Origin of the sequence: Paraburkholderia sp. SOS3 (assembly GCF_001922345.1) — a bacterium.
GTDB lineage: Bacteria > Pseudomonadota > Gammaproteobacteria > Burkholderiales > Burkholderiaceae > Paraburkholderia.
This window is the reverse complement of record NZ_CP018812.1, coordinates 2,153,627-2,172,185: the sequence shown is the minus strand read 5'-3', so window position 1 is coordinate 2,172,185 and position 18,559 is coordinate 2,153,627. Positions and strand designations below refer to the sequence as shown.

At 64.1% G+C, this 18,559-nt stretch carries 15 protein-coding genes; 12 read left to right on the top strand and 3 right to left on the bottom strand.

The window, feature by feature from the left end:
• Positions 1-72: 72 nt before the first annotated feature.
• The gene (locus tag BTO02_RS29835) at positions 73-1,452 is read right to left on the bottom strand and encodes a glutamate decarboxylase (protein WP_075160640.1); all 1,380 of its coding nucleotides are present in this window, start codon (positions 1,450-1,452) and stop codon (positions 73-75) included.
• 131 nt (positions 1,453-1,583) lie between these two features.
• The gene (gene aspT, locus BTO02_RS29830; RefSeq protein WP_075160639.1) at positions 1,584-3,275 is read right to left on the bottom strand and encodes an aspartate-alanine antiporter; all 1,692 of its coding nucleotides are present in this window, start codon (positions 3,273-3,275) and stop codon (positions 1,584-1,586) included.
• A 625-nt stretch (positions 3,276-3,900) separates the two neighbouring features.
• On the opposite strand from aspT, the gene BTO02_RS29820 reads away from it, so the two are divergent.
• From BTO02_RS29820 to BTO02_RS35305, 9 genes are all read left to right on the top strand, one after another.
• Positions 3,901-6,375, top strand: coding sequence for a DUF3141 domain-containing protein (locus BTO02_RS29820; RefSeq protein WP_232243578.1), 2,475 nt, complete (start codon positions 3,901-3,903; stop codon positions 6,373-6,375).
• Between the two features lie 23 nt (positions 6,376-6,398).
• Entirely contained in the window at positions 6,399-7,367 is a 969-nt protein-coding gene (locus BTO02_RS29815) for a phosphate acetyltransferase (RefSeq protein WP_269668048.1), read from the top strand.
• 4 nt (positions 7,368-7,371) lie between these two features.
• Positions 7,372-8,556 (top strand): acetate/propionate family kinase, encoded by a 1,185-nt coding sequence (locus BTO02_RS29810; RefSeq protein WP_075160636.1) that lies wholly within the window; start codon positions 7,372-7,374, stop codon positions 8,554-8,556.
• 69 nt (positions 8,557-8,625) lie between these two features.
• Entirely contained in the window at positions 8,626-9,414 is a 789-nt protein-coding gene (fabI, locus tag BTO02_RS29805) for an enoyl-ACP reductase FabI (protein ID WP_075160635.1), read from the top strand.
• Positions 9,415-9,478: 64 nt separating this feature from the next.
• A complete protein-coding gene (locus tag BTO02_RS29800; RefSeq protein ID WP_075160634.1) occupies positions 9,479-9,736 on the top strand; it encodes an RNA recognition motif domain-containing protein in 258 nt (85 codons plus the stop codon).
• 28 nt (positions 9,737-9,764) lie between these two features.
• On the top strand, positions 9,765-10,811 hold the full coding sequence (locus tag BTO02_RS29795; protein WP_075160633.1) for a hypothetical protein: 1,047 nt from the start codon (positions 9,765-9,767) through the stop codon (positions 10,809-10,811).
• 266 nt (positions 10,812-11,077) lie between these two features.
• Complete coding sequence (locus BTO02_RS29790) at positions 11,078-11,929, top strand: oxidoreductase (RefSeq protein ID WP_075160632.1); 852 nt, start codon at positions 11,078-11,080, stop codon at positions 11,927-11,929.
• 127 nt (positions 11,930-12,056) lie between these two features.
• Positions 12,057-12,473 (top strand): universal stress protein, encoded by a 417-nt coding sequence (locus BTO02_RS29785; RefSeq protein WP_075160631.1) that lies wholly within the window; start codon positions 12,057-12,059, stop codon positions 12,471-12,473.
• Between the two features lie 155 nt (positions 12,474-12,628).
• The gene (locus tag BTO02_RS35305) at positions 12,629-13,699 is read left to right on the top strand and encodes a PTS sugar transporter subunit IIA (RefSeq protein ID WP_232243577.1); all 1,071 of its coding nucleotides are present in this window, start codon (positions 12,629-12,631) and stop codon (positions 13,697-13,699) included.
• A 3-nt stretch (positions 13,700-13,702) separates the two neighbouring features.
• Here the strand turns inward: BTO02_RS35305 and BTO02_RS29775 are convergent, their stop codons facing one another.
• Positions 13,703-14,410 carry a glutathione S-transferase family protein gene (locus tag BTO02_RS29775; protein ID WP_075160630.1) on the bottom strand — a complete coding sequence of 236 codons (708 nt, stop codon included), beginning with the start codon at positions 14,408-14,410 and terminating at the stop codon, positions 13,703-13,705.
• A gap of 182 nt (positions 14,411-14,592) precedes the next feature.
• Between BTO02_RS29775 and BTO02_RS29770 the strand changes: the two genes are divergently transcribed.
• Genes BTO02_RS29770 through BTO02_RS29760 form a run of 3 tightly spaced genes read left to right on the top strand, consistent with a single transcriptional unit; the run spans position 14,593 to position 18,554 of the window.
• The gene (locus BTO02_RS29770) at positions 14,593-15,306 is read left to right on the top strand and encodes a (2Fe-2S)-binding protein (RefSeq protein ID WP_083615442.1); all 714 of its coding nucleotides are present in this window, start codon (positions 14,593-14,595) and stop codon (positions 15,304-15,306) included.
• Positions 15,306-16,289 (top strand): FAD binding domain-containing protein, encoded by a 984-nt coding sequence (locus BTO02_RS29765; RefSeq protein WP_075161509.1) that lies wholly within the window; start codon positions 15,306-15,308, stop codon positions 16,287-16,289. Before BTO02_RS29770 ends, BTO02_RS29765 begins: the two co-directional genes overlap by 1 nt.
• A 33-nt stretch (positions 16,290-16,322) precedes the next feature.
• Complete coding sequence (locus BTO02_RS29760; RefSeq protein WP_075160629.1) at positions 16,323-18,554, top strand: xanthine dehydrogenase family protein molybdopterin-binding subunit; 2,232 nt, start codon at positions 16,323-16,325, stop codon at positions 18,552-18,554.
• The last annotated feature ends 5 nt before the right edge of the window (positions 18,555-18,559 follow it).

The window sequence follows — 18,559 nt, the reverse complement described above, 5'->3', positions numbered from 1 at the left end:
TGCGAGCGCCCCGGCGGTAGTCGGATCCCGCTATGCCTGGAGCTGTCGATGCGTCGCTGCGTCCGCGCGCGATCAGCACTTGGCCGGCGAGGTTTTTTCGTCCGCATGCGCGTGTAGTTCGGGCGGCGTCGCGCTGCCGCCATGCTTTTCGAGGTACTGGCACGCGCTGACGATATCGCGCCCGAGCAGGCACGCGACGTTGTGGTTGATATGCGGCCGCACCACCACGCGCAGGCTCATCACTGTCTGCGCATTGGGCGGCATCGAGTAGGCAGACAGCACCCAGCCTTTTTCGCGCACCTTGTTCGATACGTCGAACTCGTTGAAATTCTTCACCTTGCTGTCGAGCGTGACGGCCACGACGGGAATGCGCTGCGTCTCGTTCATGATCGTGAAATAGCCACTGTCCACCAGCAGCTTGCGCAATGTGATCGCGTTATTCAGCGTGTGCTGCATGACGCGCTGATAGCCGTCGAAACCGAGGCGCAGAAACTGGTAGTACTGCGCGGCGATCTGAAAGCCGTTGCGGCTGAAATTCAGCGTCGCGGTCGGCATTTCGCCGCCCAGATAGTTCACATAGAACACGAGGTCTTCGTTGAACACCTTGCGCTCACGGAAGATCACCCAGCCAAGCCCCGGCGGCGTGAGTCCGTATTTGTGGCCCGACGCGTTGATCGACTGCACGCGCGGCAGGCGGAAATCCCACTTGTAGTCGGGGTACAGGAACGGGTTCACGAAACCGCCGGATGCGCCGTCGATATGCATCGGAATCGAAATGCCGGTGCGCTTCTCGTAGTCGTCGAGCCAGTCGTGGATCTGCTCGATGTCGTCGTCTTCGCCGGTGAAAGTCTGTCCGGCGATCGCCACGACCGCGATGGTGTTTTCATCGACGTACCGGTCGAGCTGTTCCGCGGTGAGGCGGTAGTTGCCGGGCTTGAGCGGCACGATGCGCGGCTCGACGTCGAAATAGCGCAGAAACTTCTTCCAGACGATCTGCACGTTGCCGCCCGTCACCATGTTCGGCCGGCTCGCGTCCTTGCCTTCGCGCTCGCGCTTTTGCCGCCAGTTCCACTTATGCGCGAGCCCCGCGAGCATGCACGCTTCCGAAGAGCCGACCGTCGCGGTGCCGTAGACGTCGACGCCTTGCGGACCGTTCCACAGCTGATGCAGCCACTGGACCATCCGCGTCTCCATCGCGAACAGTTGCGGATACATGTCGTGGTCGATGTAGTTCTTGAAGATGTTGCGGCGCGCGGTTTCGGCCGCTTCCGGTTCAGCGAAGGTCGTGACGAACGATGACATATTGAGCATCGGGTTCGTATCGGTCCACTCGTCGCTGATCACGATCGCCGCGGCGGCCCGCGCCGACATGCCGCTTTTCGGAAATTCGTGCCCGGGCACTTCGCAATTGAACTCGTCGTACGGCGTGCGTTTTTCAGTCGAGGTCTGCATGTGTCGCTCCTTCCCATATCAAGAACCAGCAGGGGCCGCCGGGCGGCGAGGCCTGCCCGGCGCAACGAAAAGCAGACGCGGGCAAATCCGGCTAATCCGGGCCATCCGGCGAGCGTCGCCGGCCGGCGCGGCTAGGTGAGCAGCATCACGACGACCATTCCCCAGATGGTCAGCAGCGTATTGCCGACCGCGTACGTCACCGTATAGCCGAGGCCCGGCACCTGACTTTTCGCGGCGTCGCAGATCATGCCGAGCGCGGCCGTCGTGGTGCGCGCGCCGGCGCAGACGCCGAGCAGGATCGCCGGGTGGAAGCGAAACACGTACTTCGCGATAAACATGCCGAGAATCAGCGGCGCGGCAGTCGCGAAGATGCCCCAAAGAAAGAGGCTGATGCCGAGTTGCGCGAGCCCCGCGACGAAACCCGGACCCGCGGTGATGCCGACCACCGCGATAAATACGTTCAGGCCTACCGAATTCATGAACCACAGCGTCGATTCGGGAATGCGACCGAAGGTCGGGTGGATCGCGCGCAGCCAGCCGAACACGATGCCGGCAATCAGCGCGCCGCCGGCTGTCGAGAGCGTCAGCGGCACGGCACCGGCCTTGACGACGATCGCGCCGATCAGCGCGCCGAGCGTGATCGCAAAGCCGATAAAGGCGACGTCGGCCGCGGCGGACGGGCGGTCGCTCGTGCCGAGCACCTTCGCGGCCGCGGTCGTGTCCTGCGTGCGGCCGACCAGCATCACCGTATCGCCGCGGTGCAGCTTCGTATTCGGCAGCACCGGAACCGGCGTTTCGGTTGCGCCGCGTCTGATGCGGCGAATATAGACGCCGCGTGCGTTCGGCAGCTTGCCGAGTTCGTCGAGGGTCTTGTTTTCGACGGCCTTGTTCGTCACGTAGACGTCGACGCCTTCGGCGGGCACGGCCAGCAGTTCCGGGTCGTCGACTTCCGTATGCAATGGACCGAGCACCGAGACGAGCTGCTCGCGCGGACCCACGATCGCGACGACGTCGCCCGGTTGCAGCAGCGTGTCGATGCGCGCTTCCTCGATCTTGCCGTCATGGCGGACACGCTCGATGTAAAGGCGCGCGCCGTCGGGTGCCAGCGCTTCGGCCTGGCTCACCGTGAGGCCCACCGCGCGCCCGTCCTGCGGGATGCGATACGCACGCAGTTCGTAGCGGTGCCACGCCTGACCCGCGCCGCCCAGGTCCTTCGCGCCGCCAAGGCTCGCCTCATATTCCTTGCACGCCGAAACCAGATCGATGCCGAGCAGCTTCGGTCCGAGCGTGGCGAGTATCAGCGCCGAGCCGATCGTGCCGAAGATATACGTCACCGCATATGCGGTCGGCATCGCATCGAGCAGCGCTTTCGTTTCGTCTGCAGGTAAGCCGAGGCGGTTGATCGCATCGGTCGCGAGCCCCATCGAAGCGGAAATGGTCTGCGAGCCCGCGAACAGCCCTGCGGCCGAGGCGACGTCATAGCCAGCGATTTTCGCGGCGATCACAGGCGCGGCAAGACACAGCGCGCATTGCACGACGGAGAAGATCGCTTGCGCAATGCCGTCTTTCGCGATGCCGCGCACGAACTGCGGGCCGACGCCGTAACCGACCGCGAACAGAAACAGCAGGAAGAACACCGATTTCACATTCGCGGAAATCGTGATGCCGAGTTGACCGATCGCGATTGCGGCAAGCAGCGTCGCGGTCACCGCGCCGAGGCTGAACCCCTTATAGCTTTTGCCGCCGACCCAGTAACCGATGCCGAGCGAAAGAAATACGGCGATCTCCGGGTATTGCCGAAGTGTTTGCGCTAGCCAGGTCATGCTCGCTCCTTGTGATCGGGCGTTGGACAGACATGTAACTGAAATGGCGATGCCGTGGGCGACGCGCGGCGTGCGCGATGGGTGCAGCGACGTCATGCAAAGGGCCGGCTGTCGGCGCATGACGTATCGGACAGGTGTCGATAAAGCCTCGACGAGCGGGGAAGTCCCCGGTTTCTTGGCGGATTCGATAATCGAAGGGCAGTATAGGCAATGGAAATCGATTATTCCATTGTCAAAGTACGACGTTTAGTTCGACTGATGTACGTCAAAGCGTGCGTCGATATTTCGGTGTCTGCTTCCTGTACCGCTTACATCGTGCACGCAGGCATGAGACCTTGGTCCAATTGACCCGCGCGACGAGCGGTACCGAGAATGACCGGACACCCGACAGGCGCCTTGCACCGGCTGCGCGCGGGCGTCGAAAGCGTTGCCGATTGTTGCGCGAGCGCTTGCGCGGCCGGGTTCACGCTGTTTCCCGATCGTTTCCCGGTTGACATCGCAACGACACCCGCGTCTTATACGTTGATATGCGCGGTTCATTGTGTTTCGAGCACGATGCCCCGGGTCACGAGCCCGGTGCCTGTCGCCCACGGCTACGCCGTCCTTCGACCACGAGGTACACGTGATGAACGCAGGTACGCAGTTCGCGCACAGTCAGCAGATTGGCGCAAGGGTCGCCCGGGTATTTCAGAAGCGCGCGCAGATCGCGCAGCAGCAGTTCAACGAGCGCATGCATGACGCACTCGATACGCAGGCGGGCAACGCAGCCGCAGCGGACGCGTCGAATACGCCATTGTCCGCGCCGCTTCCGGCCTCATTCGCGGCTCCATTCGCGGCTCCCGGATTCGCCGCACCGTTTGCTTCTGCCACGTCGGGTGTCGCTGCATTGACCGCGCCTTTCACGAGCGCTTTCAATGCGGCATTCGATCCGTTCTCCGCCTGGCGCTACGCGATCGACGCGACGCAGCGCGCCGTGCTGTTCTGGGACACCTTGCGCCAGCGCGGCAATCAGTTCGTCGACCAGACCGCGCAAGGTTTGAAGCCGGTGCTGCACTTCGATTATGAAACGGTGCTCGACGGCCGCAGGTTCGAACGTCCGGTCAACTATGCACTGTTGCGCATCCGTCCACCCGAAGGCGTGACGATCGATGCGGACAAGCGCCCCTATGTGATCATCGATCCGCGCGCGGGGCACGGTCCCGGTATCGGCGGATTCAAGGACGATTCGCAGGTCGGCGTCGCGTTGCGTGCGGGCAGCCCCGTGTATTTCGTGGTGTTTTTCCGCGATCCCGAACCGGGCCAGACGATGCTCGACGTCTGCGCGGCCGAGCAGCGCTTCGTAAAGAAGGTGCGTGAACTGCATCCGCACAGCCCGAAGCCTGCCATTGTGGGCAATTGCCAGGGCGGCTGGGCCGCGATGATGCTCGCCACGTCCAACCCCGACGATACGGGCCCGATCGTGATCAACGGCGCGCCGATGTCTTACTGGAGCGGCGCGTGGAGCGAAGGCGAGGGCGACAATCCGATGCGCTACGCGGGCGGCATGCTCGGCGGCACGTGGCTTGCGTCGCTAACCGCGGATCTTGGCAACGGCAAGTTCGACGGCGCGCATCTCGTGCAGAATTTCGAGAACCTGAACCCCGCGAACAGCCTCTGGGACAAGTATTACCACGTGTTCGACAACGCCGATACCGAACCGCCGCGCTTCCTCGATTTCGAGCGTTGGTGGGGCGGCTACTACCTGATGAACCGCGAGGAGATCGAGTGGATCACGCGTAACCTGTTCGTCGGCAACAAGCTGTGGGCCGGCGAGGTGCGCGGTACGGGTGGCGCCGCGTTCGATCTGCGCGACATCAGGTCGCCGATCGTACTGTTCGCGTCGCTCGGCGACAACATCACGCCGCCGCAGCAGGCGTTCAACTGGGTGGCGGATATCTACGGCAGCACCGACGAGATCAAGGCGCGCGGCCAGGTGATCATCGGACTCATGCATCAGAACATCGGGCATCTCGGGATTTTCGTGTCGGGCAAGGTCGCGAAGAAGGAACATACGCAGATCGTTTCCGTACTCGAAGCGATCGAAGCGTGTCCGCCCGGGCTATACGGCATGGAGATTTCCGGGCAGAAGGATGCGGACGGCAAGCTCGCATACGAGGTCAGTCTGCACGAGCACCGGCTCGAAGACGTTGCGGCGAAACTCAACCGTTTCAAACGTATCGACGAATTGCCGTTCAAGGCCGTCGAGAAGGTGTCCGAGTTCAACCAGCGAGCGTACGAGCTGTTCGCGCAACCGTTCGTGCAGGCGGTGTCGAATGAGGCGACGGCGGGCCTGCTGCGTCAGTTCCATCCGTTGCGCGCGCAACGATGGATGTTTTCCGATCTGAATCCGTGGCTCGCATGGCTTGCCCCGGCGGCGCAGGCAGTCAAGGCGAACCGCCTGAAGAGCGATGCGGAGGGGCCGAACCCGCTGCGCCAGGCGGAACGGCGCGGTGCCGAACTGATCAGCGCGTCGCTCGACTATTACCGTGCGCTGCGCGACGCGGCGACCGAAGGCCTGTTTTTCAGCATCTACGGCAACCTTTTTGCCGCGCGTTCATCCGATAAGTTCGATCTCGACGGACCGGTCGCGACGCCCGTCGCGGACCCTCGCGATATGCCGTTCGTCAGGGAAGCGCTGGCGTCGATCGGCGACGGCGGCTACACGGCGGCCATTGCGCGCGTCGCGTGTCTGCTGGCGCGCCACGGCGAACCGCTGCCGCTCTCGCTGCTCACGATGCGCAACGAACTCGTCGCCGAATACGCGGAGTATCTGCCCGAACTCGAATACGACGTATGGCGGCGCATGCGCGGCGAGCAGGAGATCGTGGTCCGCTACGAGCCGGAACGCGCGCTTGCGTCGCTGCCTGCGCTGCTCGCCGATTCGGGCGACCGCAAGCGTTTTTTGACGCTGCTCGATAAACTCGCCGGAGACGAACGCATCCAGGGGATGGCGCCGACCGCAGCACAGCTGCAGATGGTCGAGCGGATCCGTGCGCTGCTGCCGCTCAAGCCGGGTCGCACGCCGCGCGCGACGCAATCGTCCACGCCGTCCGTTCACTGACGCCCACTCTCCAGACGGCCGGCATCGCGCGGGCCGATTTCAAGGACAGGTTCATGGAACATCAGCATGAGAAATACCGGCGTCTGATCGAAATTTGCCGCTCGATGCCGCCCACGCCGACAGCCGTCGTGCATCCGTGCGACCAGAGTTCGCTGCAAGGCGCGATCGAGGCGGCGCGAATGGGACTGATCGCGCCTATCCTGGTCGGCCCGGCCGAGCGCATCGCCGCGATCGCGAAGCAGTATGGAATCGACATCTCGCCGTATCCCATTGTCGATGCGCCGTTTAGCCACGCGTCGGCCGAGGCGGCCGTGCAACTGGTGCGCGAAGGCCGCGCGCAGGCGCTGATGAAAGGCAGCCTGCATACCGACGAACTGATGAGCGCCGTGGTGAACCGCGAATCGGGCCTGCGCACGGCGCGGCGCGTCAGTCATTGCTTCGTGATGGACGTGCCCGGTCACGCGAATGCGCTGATCATCACCGATGCGGCGGTCAATATCGCACCGACGCTCGATGAAAAGGTCGATATTCTGCAAAACGCGATCGATCTCGGGCACGCGCTGAAAATGGAAGAAGTGCGCGTCGCGATTCTGTCGGCGATGGAAACGGTCAACCCGAAAGTGCCGTCGACCATCGAAGCCGCCGCGCTGTGCAAGATGGTCGACCGTCATCAGATCACGGGCGCGCTCGTCGACGGGCCGCTCGCGCTCGATAACGCAATCGACCCGGAAGCCGCGCGCATCAAGAAGATCGATTCGCCTGTGGCGGGCCGCGCGAATGTGTTGATGGTGCCCGATCTCGAAGCGGGCAATATGCTGGCGAAGAGCCTGTCGTTTCTGGCGGGCGCCGATGCCGCCGGCGTCGTGCTCGGCGCGCGCGTGCCGATCATTCTGACGAGCCGCGCCGATTCGGTGATGACGCGGCTTGCGTCGTGTGCGGTGGCGGCGCTCGTCGCGCAGGCGCGCACCCGAACGACGAAAGTGGAGGGGTAATGCAATGACCGATGTGATTCTCGTGCTGAACGCAGGCTCGTCGAGCATCAAGTTTCGCGCTTATTACATTGAGGGCAGCGAACTGGGACTCGGGTTGCATGGCCAGATAGAAGGCCTTTTCGGTTCGCCGCATTTCATCGCGCATGACCGGAACGACGAACAGGTCGGCGAAAAGCGTTGGGGCGACGGCGCAAGTCTTTCGCACGAAGACGGCATCCAGTACATCTCCGAATTTCTGACGAGCCACCGCGGCGACAATCGCCTCGTGGCGGTCGGCCATCGCGTCGTGCACGGCGGCGAGAAATTTGCGAAGTCGGTGCTTGCCACACCGGACGTGGTTGACGAACTCGACCGGCTCACGCCGCTCGCGCCGCTGCATCAGCCGCACAACCTGAAGCCGATCCGGATAATCGCGGCAACGCGTCCGCATCTGCCGCAGGTCGCGTGCTTCGATACCGCCTTTCATCGCTCGCAGACGGAGCTTGCGCAGGCGTTCGCACTGCCGGAATCGATTACTTCGCGCGGCGTGCGGCGCTACGGATTTCACGGGCTCTCGTACGAGTACATCGCGCAGGCGCTGCCCCGGTTTTCGCAGCGCGCGGCGAACGGACGCACGATCGTCGCGCACCTCGGCAACGGCGCGAGCATGTGCGCGCTCGAAAAAGGACGCAGCGTGGCGAGCACGATGGGCTTTACCGCCGTCGACGGTTTGCCGATGGGCACGCGCTGCGGCAGCCTCGACCCGGGCGTGCTGCTGTATCTGCTGGAGGAGCTCAAGATGGATACGCATGCGATCGAAGACCTGATTTACAAGCAATCGGGTCTGCTCGGCGTGTCCGGCATTTCCGGCGATATGCGCAAGCTGCTCGAGAGCGATGCGCCGCGCGCGCGCTTTGCGGTCGACCTGTACGCGTACCGGATCAGCCGCGAAACCGGTTCGCTCGCGGCCGCATTGCAGGGGCTCGACGCGCTCGTGTTTACGGCCGGCATCGGCGAGAACTCCGCGGAAATCCGCAAGCGCGCAGCGCGGCACGCGGCGTGGCTCGGCATCGAACTCGACGACGCTGCGAACGCGTCCGGCGGACCGCGCATCAGCACGCCGTCGAGCAAGGTCGAAGTGTGGACGATTCCAACCGACGAAGAACTGATGATCGCGCGCCACACGCGTGAAGTCGTCGATGCGCAGTAACACGTAGCAACACGCAGTGACGCGCGTCGATGCAACGAATTCGCGCGCGACAACGCAAGGAGTTCGACCATGACGCAGACGCACGAAGAAGCCCGCAGGGTTCTGCACGGCATGAACGCGCTCGTGACCGGCATTGCCAACGAACATTCGATTGCCTATGGCTGCGCGAAGGCGTTTCGCGAACTCGGCGCCGAAGTCGCGATCACCTACGCGGACGACAAGGCGAAGCCCTATGTCGAGCCGCTCGCGCGCGAACTGGAAGCAGCGGTTTTCATGCCGCTCAACGCATCGAATCCCGACGATTTCGAAGCAGTGTTTGCGCGTATCGGCAGCACATGGGGCAAGCTCGACATCCTCGTCCATTCGATTGCGTGGGCGCCGAAGGACGACTTGCAAGGCGGCTTGCTCAATTGCTCGGCACAGGGCTTTGCGGCCGCCATGGATATCTCGTGCCATTCGTTCATCAAAATGGCGCGCCTCGCAGCGCCGCTGATGAAGGACGGCGGCGCGATGTTCACGATGAGCTATTACGGCGCGAACAAGGTCGTGCCGAACTACAACGTGATGGGCCCGGTAAAAGCCGCGCTCGAAGCGAGCGCGCGCTATCTCGCGTACGAACTCGGGCCACGGCGGATTCGCGTGCATGCAATTTCGCCCGGGCCGCTGAAAACGCGCGCGGCCTCGGGGCTCAAGGATTTCGATCTGCTGCTGACCGAGGCGGCAGAGCGTGCGCCGCTCGGCGAACTCGTCGACATCATGGACGTCGGCTTCACCTGCGCGTTTCTCGCGACGCCCTATGCACGGCGTTTGTCGGGCGAGACGCTGTATGTCGATGGCGGTGTGCACATCATGGGCTAGTACGGATCGCGGTTCCAGGTGCGTGGGTGGGTGTGCGGCAGAAGTTGGGTTGAGGAGAACGGCAATGGCTGACATGATGATTGGCAATATCGAAGACGGCACGTCGGAGGAAGAGATTCAGGCGCTGCTCTCCAAATATGGTTTTCCCGTTTACGACGCGATCCAGCACGTGCCCGGCGTCGGTTCGCGGCCTGCCGTGCTGTTGAGCTTCAATGGCACGGAAGCTGCCGCGCTGCGGATGCTGCAGCCGCGCATTCATAACCTGTTCTGGAAAAATCGCAGGCTCAATGTCGTGGTCCTGCAGGAACGCAGCGAGGAGTGACAGTGGATGCATGCACGGAGCTGCGGCCATGGGCTTGCTGAGCCGGCTATTCGGCCGCGACGCGCATCGCGCCGGCGCATCGGACGGGCGCGATTCGGCGCATAGCGCAGAAGAAATCGGGCAGACCATCGCGCGTATCGCAAGCACGATTCCGCAGCTGAAACTTGCGCGGCAATACGACACGCGTCTCGCGCCGGCGATCCGCGCGACGCTCGACTATGCACGCGAAATCGTCGCCGCGCTGCCTGCGCCGCGCGATGCCGATGCAAACGCGTGGTCGAGCGACCCGTATATTCACGCGTTTTTTGCGACATGCGACGACGTCGAACATGCGTTCGGACGCTCGCACGAATTACGCGAGTGGTTCGACGAGCATATCGACTGCGGCGAGGTCTACGCAGTGCTCGGCATGGATATGGCCGAACGCAGCGTGCTCGGCGTCGCGCAGCAGGAGGGCAGAACGCGCACCGACGTGCGGCAGACCACAGTGAGCTTTAGCGACCATCGCGTGCGCATTTTCGGCCGTACCGAAGCCGATCTGCATGACGAGATCGTGCGGCGCATCGTCGATCAGCTTGCGCTCGAAGCGCTCGAGCAGATCGCCGGTGACAAATCGCGCCGCGATGCGCTCGAACAGGAGCGCGCGTTGCTGAAGGCGCGGCTGCAATTGCTGGAACGGCAGGGAGCCGGTATGCATGCGATGGTGTCCGGCGCCGCCCCTGCCGATCTCGCCGAAGTGGCCCGGCTGCAGCGGCAGATCGAAGAGAACGAACGCCACCTCGGCGAACTTGGCTTCAAGACCGAAGCGATCGAACGCCAGTTCGACATCGTGCAGCGCATCTATGCGGACCCGGCTGCGCAAACCTATGTGACGGTCAGACCGCTGCGGCTCGACAGAATGAATGTGGTTGTCGATGGAACGGCGACGCAGCCCGCGGCCGATATCGAATTGCGTATTGCGCGCATTCCCGCGAACCCGTCCGAAATGCGTGCATTCGCGATCGTGCGATTCAGGCGCGCCGATCTGCCGCCGGCCGGCAGCCTGTTCGGCGATATGAGCCGCATCATCGTCTAGCGCCCTGGCGTGCGCTACGCCCGACGCGACGACGGCCGCACCCGGTGTGATGCCGATCGCCATCGTCGCGACGCCCTCGCCGCAAGCGGAGCCGCGTCGATTCGTGGAATATCAGTCGTTCGAATACGATACGCGTCACGCGTGTCCGCAAACGTCTTTCGCTATACGTTGCGCATAAGCTTACGATTTGAGGTCTTCGCGGTCTCTTATGTAATATCGCATGCTTATCGTACGAACTGACCGTTTATTCCCCGGAGGAGACCACCATGAGTTCATCCACGACGCCCGTCTGGTTCATCACCGGCTGTTCGACAGGCTTGGGCCGCGAGCTGGCGCGCGCGGTACTCGCGCGCGGCTGGCGCTGCGTCGCGACGGCGCGCAACAAGGCTTCGCTGGCCGATCTCGCCGACGGTGCGAGCGACCGGCTGCTCACGCTCGATCTCGACGTGACCGATCAGAAGCAGATTGCTTCGACCGTCGAAGCAACCTTGAAACGCTTCGGCTCGATTGACGTACTCGTCAACAATGCGGGCTACGGCTATCAGACGGCGATCGAAGAAGGCGTCGAAGCCGAGATCCGCGCGCAGTTCGACGTCAATGTATTCGGTCTCTTTGCCATGACGCGTGCGGTCTTGCCGTCCATGCGCGCACGCCGCAGGGGCCATGTGCTGAACATTACGTCGCTGGCGGGGCTGGCCGGCTACGCGGGCTCGGGCTACTACGCCGCCAGCAAGCACGCGGTCGAGGGCTGGTCCGATTCGCTTGCGATCGAAGTCGAGCCGCTTGGCATCAAGGTGATCTGCGTCGAGCCGGGTCCGTTCCGCACCGACTGGGCAGGGCGGTCGCTGAAGCAGACGCCGAACCGCATCGCCGATTATGCGGACACCGCGGGCAAGCGCATGCAGAACACCGCGCAAAGCAGCGGCACGCAGCAGGGCGACCCGATCCGCGCTGCGCAGACGATGCTGAACATCACCGAAGTCAGCGATCCGCCGCGCAATCTGATGCTCGGAGCGGCCGCGCTCGATGGCGGCACGAAACGGCTGCGCGCCTTGCTCGACGATATCGAAAAATGGCGCGACACGAGTCTCGCGGCGGATTTTCCGGCGGGCACGTAAGGGCACGTAAGAGCACATAAGGGCGCGTAGACAACTTTTTTATGCCGCGCGGCCGATATTTTGCCGTGCATTGATGCGCCGCTTGCTTCAATACAGTCGTGCTTCTCACCGTTGAACGAACGTTCCGATGCTACGGCTGCTGATTCCCGTGATCCATCACGAAGGCGCGCTGCAAGCGGCGCGCCATGCCGCATTTCTGCACGCGGAGCGCTGCGTGTCCGAAGTCGAAATCGTCGAAGTGGTCGAGCCGCTCGAATGGGGCCGCGCCGCGGCTTTCCATTCGCACGGCGCGCTGCAGCTTTTCGAAAGGCGCGCGCTGTTCAGCCCGATGATGAGTACGCGGGCGATTCTCGACGACGCCGGCGTGCCTTACCGCTGGAGCCGCGCCTGCGGCCCCGTCGCCGAAACAATCGCCGCGCATGCGGCATTGCAGCAGTCCGACGCGGTCATCGTCGACGCAAGTCAACTCGGTTTTCTGACGCGCTGGTGGATCATCGCAAGACTCTGGCGGCTCACGAAGGCTCCGGTCACGATGCTGCACTAGCGCGATTCGATGGAGTTACCCGCGGGAGTTACCCGCGGAAGTTGCCCGAGCAGGGTACGCCGCGAGGTCGTTTTTATATCGACGAAAGCGGCTTTTACGCGGCTTTTGCGCGCTGTCGGATATGCTTTCAATACGCAATAAATCGTGAGGGCGACATGGCGCACCCATTGGCGGGTTTGCGAGCGCTGCTGAGGCGAACCAGAGCGGCGCACAGTGCCGAAGACGGCGCGGAACACGGCGCGCGAACGCATCGCGAGCCGGGGCGCAACGTCATGCTGCACGTGACGGTCGACGCGCAGCATACGACGCCGTTTCGGGAAGCACTGATTCGCGATTGCGGCAACCAGCAATGGACGTTGCGCGTCGCGCCTCTGCGGGACAGCGGGCGCGTGCGGCTGTCGTTGTATCTGCCGAAAGCCGATGTCGGCGACGCAATCCGGCGGCTTTCGCAACTGACGCCGGACGCCGAAGTCGGACAGGTCGTCGAGATTCCCGACACGCCAAGCGATGCGTGGCGCAGCCTGATTCACGCGAACGCGCAAGGCGATGTGCCGCGACCCGCGAACCTGCGCCACGCCGGCGCGCGCTCGCATCGCGGAAACGGCACACATCGTGCAGGCGAGCAGATCGCGCGCAGCGCAGCCGGCCGTGCGGCCGACCATGCAGCCGACAGCGCGGCCCGGAAAATCGCCGAAGAAGCCGCCGACGCGGCCGTCGAAAACATCATGCCCACCCAGCCGAGCCTCGCGCAACTGCTGCCCGCGAGCCATGTACTGCTCGGCTTGCCCGTCGCGGACCGAGAGCAACTGTTCGCGCAGTTGAGCCGGTCGTTCGAAACGCTGTGCCATGTGCCGGCCGAGGTCGTCACGGCCGGTCTGACGGCGCGCGAGGCGCTCGGGTCGACCGGACTCGGGCGCGGCGTCGCGGTGCCGCACGGGCATATCGAGAACCTCGCCCAGCCCGTCGCGATCTATGCGCGTCTGGCCGAACCGATCGCGTTCGATGCACCCGATGCGCAACCGGTCGGCGATATCGTGGCGCTGCTCGTTCCGCAGTGGGCCGACAGTGCGCATCTGCATCTGCTGGCCGAGGTCGCGCAATGCTTCTGCGACCATCATTTCCGCGAGCGGCTGCACGAGTGCGAGGATGCCGCCGCCGTGTGCCGGCTCTTCGACGGCCGCGAGACGTTGGAACATGCCGCGCGCGGCGGCCGGCCGCTGCTCTGAGTTTCAGCGCAGCGCACCGCCTCGTGCCACCGCCTGCCGCATTGCCACGCAATAGCGCACGAGCTGCGGCTGCGACACGACGAACTGCTTGAGCGGCGTATCGATGTCGTAGAAATAGATATTCGCGACGAATCCATAGACGGCCGCATCGATACTGACCGGCTCGTCGCCGAACAGACAGCCCTCGTCGTGGATCAGGTTCGCGATCACCTGCAGGTCGGCGATGCCGCGCGCATAGACCTGCTCGGGCTCGTAGCGTCCGATGCCCTGATAGTGATAGCGGTTGAAGTTGTACTCGCGCGCCGCTTCGAGCGAGTCGGCCGCGAGGTCCGCGTGCTGCGCCAGCAGCGCCGCGCGAAACGTGGGCCAGAAGCGATCGTCGCGCCAGCGCGAATACGACATCACCCAGTAAAGATCGTCGAGCGTCCGACGTAGCATGAGGTCGAGGTCGCGCTGCGCATCGGTCAGCGCTGCATCGATCGTCAGCGCGTATTGGCGTTTCAGATAAGACAGAATCGCGTCGCTATCGCCGATTGTTTGTTCGTCATCGACTAAATACGGCAATTGCCCGCGCGGCGCCGCCTTCGTATCGAGCACGTGCCGATGTTCGAACGACAGGCCGCACAGCCGCAGGAACGCAAACACCTTCAGACCATACGGATTGTTGTCTTCGAGGCCGTATAGCTCGGGATACGAATACAGCGTGATCATCGGTCTTCTCCGTGAGGATTATTCAGTTTTCGTTCAAGCAGTATGAAGCGCGAACCGATGGTCACGTCCAATATGCCATGGCAATGTCCCGGTTCATGATGCGATTCGATACGCTATCGATTCGCTTGTCGAGTCCTTACCGAACCTGAATCTCTGATCCACCAGCAACCGGGGCATGCAAAATGACAGCGTTTAAGGATTTCACCGACCCTCCGTGCAGCACGCCCGGCGGCACGCCCGCCGACGATGCGGCGAGCTGCGCGGGCGAGTGCGCCCGATCCGGCGTCACGCGCCGCGGTTTTCTCAAATCGGTCGGCGCATCGGGCATCGCTGCCGCGGGCACGACGATGATGTCGGCCGCGGCGCTCGCCGACGAAGCGCCCGAGGCCGCGAAGGCGCCGGCCGCGGCGGGCGGGAGCGGCCCGTACACCGTGCAGTTCAGCGTGAACGGTGTCGCGCACAAGCTCGATGTCGAACCGAACGCGGTGTTGCTCGACGTGCTGCGCGACCGCCTGCAATTGACCGGCACGAAGAAGGGCTGCGACCACGGCCAATGCGGCGCATGCACGGTGCACGTGAACGGCGTATCGGTCAATTCGTGCCTGTCGCTTGCGCTCATGCACGATGGCGACCAGATCACGACCGTCGAGGGCCTCGCGAAAAACGGCAAGCTGCATCCGGTGCAGCAGGCGTTCTGGGAGCACGACGCTTATCAGTGCGGCTACTGCACCTCGGGCCAGCTGATGAGCGCGGTCGCCGTTCTGCACGACGCGCGCATTCCCGCCGACGACCACTCGCTGCGCGAAGCGATGAGCGGCAATATCTGCCGCTGCGGCGCCTACAAGAATATCGTCGCCGCGATTCAGGACGCGCGCGGCAAGCTGCGGAGGGCATGATGCGCTCATTCGACTACAACCGCGCGTCGAGCGTCGACGCAGCGATCGCCGCGCACGCGCAAGGGTCCGGCACGGTGTTCCTGGCCGGCGGCACTACGCTGCTCGATCTGATGAAGCTCGATGTGATGCGCCCGGCACGCGTCGTCGATATCCACAAGCTCGCGCTCACGCAAGTCGACGTGCTCGACGACGGCCGCGTGCGCGTCGGCGCCATGGTCAGCAACACCGACCTTGCGCGCCATGAGGCGATTCGCACGCGCTATCCGGTGCTGTCGCAGGCGCTGCTGTCCGGCGCGAGCACGCAACTGCGCAACAAGGCGACGACCGCCGGCAACGTCATGCAGCGCGTGCGCTGCGGCTACTTCCGCGACGGCGTCTCGGCCTGCAACAAGCGCGAGCCGGGCTCGGGCTGCGCGGCGATCGACGGCCAGAACCGCAACGTGCACGCGGTGCTCGGCGGCAGCGAGAAGTGCATCGCCGCGCATCCGTCGGACATGTGCGTGGCGATGGCCGCGATCGGCGCGACGGTGCACGTGCAAGGGCCGAACGGCGCGCGCGATATCGACTTCCTCGACTTTCATCTGCTGCCCGGCGATACGCCGTGGAAGGAGCACGCCTTGAACGACGGCGAAATGATCACGCACGTCACGCTCGATGCACCGCTGCCGCACAGCCGTTCTGCCTACCTGAAGCTGCGCGACCGCGCGTCGTATCAGTTCGCGCTCGCATCGAGCGCGGTGATCGTCGTGCTCGACGGCCAGACGATTCGCGATGCGCGCGTTGCGCTGGGCGGCGTCGGCACGAGGCCGTGGCGGGCGAAGAATGCCGAAGCCGCATTGCAAGGCCAGCCCGCGACGCAGGCGACATTCCAGCATGCGGCTGCCGTCGCCATGCAAGGCGCGCGCTCGTATGGGCAGAACGGCTTCAAGATCGCGCTCGGCCAGCAGGCCATCGTCCGCAATCTGAGCAGCGTCGTCGCATAAAGCGCGGCTCGTCTACGTGATTATGGGGAATACATGAACAACGACATCATCGGCGACTCGATGCGCCGGGTGGACGGGCGCCTCAAGGTGACGGGCGCCGCGCACTACGCGGCGGACCAGAACCTGCCCGGCATGGTCTACGCGTACGGCGTATTCAGCACGATTTCGAGCGGCCGCGTGTTGCGCATCGATACGGCCGACGCGCGCCGCACACCCGGCGTGATCGAAATTTTCAGCCACGAGCAGTTTCCACGCCTGTATCGCGCGCCGCGCACATTCAGTTCGTTCAACGACGTTCTGACGGCGTCGGTCACCGACGAGCGCCGTTTGCCGTTCGAAGACGCGACCGTCAACTACGCGGGCCAGTTCGTCGCGCTCGTCGTGGCCGACACGTTCGAGCATGCGCGCGAGGCCGCGTACAAGGTCAACGTGACCTATGCGACGAACAAACCGGTGACGAGCCTCGCACAGGGCGTCGCAGCGGGCGGCACGCGCGACGGCGGGCGCGGACATGCGCGCGGCGACGCGGCGTCGGCATTCGATAGCGCGCCGCACCGCGTCGATGCCGTTTACCGCACGCCGGTCGAAACGCATAACCCGATGGAAATGCACGCCACGGTCGCGCACTGGGAAGGCGACGAACTGCATCTGTTCGAAGCATCGCAAGGCGTGACCGTGCACCGTAATACGATCGCGCGCGTGTTCGGGCTGTCGCCCGATCAGGTGACGGTCGAAGCGCCGTTTATCGGCTCGGGCTTCGGCAGCAAGCTGTGGATGTGGCCGCATTCGGTTGCGGCAAGCGCTGCTTCGCGCGCGGTCAGCCGGCCCGTCAAGCTCGTCGTGCCGCGCGCCCAGATGTTCACGACCACCGGCCACCGGCCCGAGACGCAGCAACATCTGCGGCTGGCGGCCGATGCGAACGGCAAGCTGCTGTCGCTGCGGCACGAATCGGTCAATACGACGTCGTTGACGGACCAGTACGTCGAAAACTGCGGCGGCGTATCGAAGAGTCTTTACTCGTGCCCGAACGTGCTCGTGAGCCATGCGGTCACGCGCGTAAACCAGGGGTCGCCGACATCGATGCGTGCACCGGGCGCCGCACCGGGCCTCTTCGCGCTCGAATCGGCGATCGACGAACTCGCGCTGCAGGCGAACCAGGATCCGCGCGAATTCCGTCTGCTCAATATTTCGGCGCAGGACGAAAGCGTGAACCTGCCGTGGTCGAGCAATCATCTGCGCGAGGCGATCGTGCAGGCCGGCGACCGCTTCGGCTGGCAGAAGCGCACGCCGGGCGTCGGCTCGATGCGCGACGGTCATGAGATCGTCGGTTACGGCATGGCCGCGTGCAACTGGGACGCGTACCGCACGCCCGCGCAGGCGCGCGTCGAACTGCGCAGCGACGGTACCGCCTGTGTGATCTGCGCGGTGCAGGATATCGGCACCGGCACCTACACGATCGCCGCACAGACGGTCAGCAGCCTGACCGGCGTGCCGGTCGAGCGCATCGACGTGAAGCTCGGCGATTCGTCGTTTCCGTCTGCGCCGGTGTCGGGCGGCTCGTGGGCGACCGCGAGCGTGATGCCGGCCATTGCCGAGGCCACGCGCGGCGCGATCGCGCAGTTGAAGACGTTCGCGACGCAGAACGGCGCGTTTTTCGACGGCGCGAAGCCCGAGGCGCTGAAGTTCGAGAACGGCAGGCTCGCGAACGGCGACCGGTCCGTCGACTTTGCGACGGTGCTGAAATCGCAGCGCCTCGCGAGCGCCGAAGGCGCGGCGCAAACGGGCGGCGCACCGTCGGGCAAGTATTCGTTCCGCTCGTTCGGCGTGCATTACGTCGAAGTGCGCTGGGACCCGGGCATCTCGCATCTGCGCGTTGCGCGTGTGGTCAGCGCAATCGACGTGGGCCGCGTGGTGAATCCGCTGACGGCGCGCAACCAGGTGGAAGGCGCGATCGTGATGGGCGTCGGCATGGCGCTGTTCGAAGGCACGGAATACGACGCGCGCACGGGCCTGCCGTCGAACAACAATTACGCCGAATATGTGGTGCCGGTGCATGCGGATCAGCCGCAGATCGACGTGATTCTGCTCGACTATCCGGACTATGAATTGAACGAGTTCGGCGCGCGGGGAATCGGCGAAATCGGTATCACGGGGCTCGCGGCGGCCGTTGCGAACGCAACGTATCACGCGACCGGCAAACGCGTGCGCGAATTGCCGATCACGATGGACAAGTTGATGAATCAGTCATCGCCGTTCAATGCGTGATGTGC